The organism is Alcanivorax sp. HI0083 (assembly GCF_001635175.1).
In genome coordinates this window covers 1-2,863 of record NZ_LWFX01001128.1, presented here as the reverse complement: position 1 = coordinate 2,863, position 2,863 = coordinate 1, and the positions used below count along the sequence as shown (strand labels likewise).

Sequence of the window (2,863 nt, the reverse complement as noted above, 5' to 3'; positions counted from 1 at the left end):
GGAGTTTTCCTCGTCCACTTCCAGCACCCGGTCGCACAGGCTCAGCGCCCAGCGCTGCTCGCCCAGCTCCAGAGCCGCATCGGCTTTCCAGGCCAGCGCTTCCGGATCATCCGGGCGCAATTCCAGAATCCGGTCGTAGAGCTCAATCTTGGCCTGAGCACTGGGCTCCTTGGTGGCCTTGAGCCACAGGCTGTGAATGTCGTTGGTTCGCTCGATTTCTTCCTGGTTCTCGGCGATGGACAGGGATTTGCGGCGCAGCTCGCGCTCCAGGTCCGCCAGGCGGGATTCGTACTCGCTGGTCAGACGCGCCATTTCCTTTTCCGCATATACCCGCACGTTGTCTTTCAGGTCACGAATGGTGGACCAGCCGACCAGGGCGAGAATCGAGGCGGCACCGGCGATCAGGTAGAAGAAGTAGGTGACGGTATTAGTGGCGTACCCCATGGCCTTGTCGGCCACTTCCAGCTCCCGGTCGGTGACCAGCAGGTTCATCTGGTTGCGGTATTCCATCATGTCCTGGCGCAGGGCTCGCAGCTCACCGAGGATCCAGTTTTCCCGGAACTGGGAAATCACCGGCCCTTTTTCGATCTCACTCTGGGCCTCCGCTCTCGGCACTTGCTCAGGCGAACCGGGCTGCTGTTCTGCCCAGAGACTGCCAGCCAGCGCCAGCAGCATGCCCAATAGACCGGTACGCAGAATGTGTCTGATCAATGCCTTGCCCTCTCGATACACCCAATCACCTTTTACCTGTGCATTTCCCGCCAGGAAAACTCACACAGACGGGAACGCGCCGGGAAACATTGCCTATGGTCGCATCAAGCCTGCCGAGGTGCCAGCGTTGCAGGCCGTTCCCTTGACAGCCCTGCCCCGATGCAATGTAGTGATTGGCACCCACAAGCAATATCAAGGTAAAGGCATGCGACTTAATCGATTTATTTGCGCCGCTACTTTTGGCTTTCTTGCCGCCACGACCACCACCGTCAACGCCGACACCTGGCGTTTTGGCCTGGAGGAAATTGAAGGCAGTGTTCAGCACAGTTACGCCGAACGTTTCAAAGCGCTGGTGAAAGAAAAAAGTGACGGGGAGATTGACGTTCAACTGCTCCCCTATGGCAAATGGGGCTCCAGCTACTCCGCGTTGTATGACGCGATCCAGGGCGGTGCCATTCAGCTGGGCTTTGGTTCCGGCGCCCTGGGCGGCACCGTACCGGAAAGCCAGCTGCTCAACCTGAACTACATCATGCCCAGCGATCAATGGGTAACCGCACAAGGCCTGAACAGCGACACCTTCCTGAAAAGCAAAGCCTGGCAGGAATCATTCCGCAAGCGCAGCCTGGTACCGCTGGCGGAATTGCCGGAAGGCTATCAGGTGTGGACGACCAACAAGGCCATCAACACCCCGGATGACATCGAAAACCTGGGCATCCGCGTGATGGACAACAGCCTGCTGCGGGCCACCTACAAGGCCTATGGCGCCTCCCCCACCTCTATAGCCTACGGCGAACTGTACAGCGCGCTGCAGCAGGGCCAGGCGGAAGGCAACATCCAGCCGGTGTTTGCCCACGAGGAAATGGCGTTCTACGAAGTGCAGGACTACATGATCTTTGCGCAGCAATCCCAGTTCGTCGCCACCCTGATCGGCAACGCCGACTGGTACGACGGCCTGTCTGCGGACCAGCAGAAGATGATCGACGGCATCACCAAGACCCTGGTGCGCGAAGGCCATGATATCCAGACCCAGTACAACGAAGAACGGCTGGAAACCATCAAGGAAAAGAGCGACATCAACATTGTTGAACTGACCGAGGCCCAGCGTGACGCCTTCCGCAAGAAGGCCAAACCGGTACGTCAGATCTACATTGATGAAGTGGGCGCACGGGGTGAGCAGTCACTCAATGCCCTGCTGTCCGCCTTCGACGAGGCCGCCAAGGGACAGTAACGCCCCCGGTAGCCGAACATGAAAAAGTCCGGCCAATTGGCCCACTGCTGTCCCACAGTTGGCAGCCTCATAAAGCGAACCTCATTTGAGGTTCGCTTTTTTTGTGCCTGTCAGGCTCAGGATGAAGGATGTCTTTCAGGCTTCGGCGATCAAATAGATTGAGTTGCAGCACGCGCATGATCCTCTGAACAGGCCACCCTTCTCTGGCACTATGGCGAGCAAAGGCCACTAGCAGGTAGGTAATCATAGCGATCCAGATTTGGCTGAGTACAGCATTGCGAGAGGTGCCCACAAAGGCTTTGATCTGCAGGTTCTGCTTGATCGTCTTGAAGAAGATCTCGATCCGCCAACGATCTTTGTAAATCGCCGCGATGGTGGCGGCAGATAGCCCGAAGTGGTTGGTAATGAACACGTAGCGCTTGCCGCTTTCTTTGTCGTAATAACCCACTCTCCGCAGCCGTGGAGCCCCACGCTTTAAGGCATGAGCACTATTTAACTGGATGATCTGGTCGCTGGTGACGCCCTGGCTTTTGTCGCATTCCTTGCGCTCCAGTACTTGATAGATGGAGTTCGGACGCAAGCGTGTCACGAAGAAAACCCCATTATCTGTCAGTGACTTATACCACCCGTAATCCACATACCCCTTATCAAAGGCGACGATGCTGCCTTTGGGGAAGCGAAATTCACGCCCTTTCACGAGGTCGTTCTCGTTGCCATCGCTCAGTGCAACGAACTCCGGCACATGGGTGCCATGGTTGAGTCCGACACTCAGCTTCACGTTGCAGGTATCCGGCCGGTGGGCAGCCCAGGGAAACAGCTTGAGGGACAGGTTGATGGCACTCGCATCCAGTGAGTAGAGAGGGTTCTTGAAGCGGAACTTATGGGAGCTGGGGCTATTTCTGCAGCGCTGGAGCAGCTTGTAGA

Annotated in this window: 3 protein-coding genes; 1 reads left to right on the top strand and 2 read right to left on the bottom strand. The window is 57.0% G+C overall.

Features of this window, described 5'->3' with window-relative positions:
- On the bottom strand, positions 1–711 hold a 711-nt coding region (locus A3754_RS15735; RefSeq protein ID WP_231880651.1), incomplete at its 3' end, for a hypothetical protein.
- A 205-nt stretch (positions 712–916) separates the two neighbouring features.
- On the opposite strand from A3754_RS15735, the gene dctP reads away from it, so the two are divergent.
- Positions 917–1,939, top strand: coding sequence for a TRAP transporter substrate-binding protein DctP (gene dctP, locus A3754_RS15730; RefSeq protein WP_063520464.1), 1,023 nt, complete (start codon positions 917–919; stop codon positions 1,937–1,939).
- A gap of 67 nt (positions 1,940–2,006) precedes the next feature.
- Here dctP and A3754_RS15725 read toward each other — a convergent pair.
- Positions 2,007–2,863 (bottom strand): IS4 family transposase (locus A3754_RS15725; protein ID WP_063520463.1); only part of this gene is annotated, 857 nt, incomplete at its 5' end.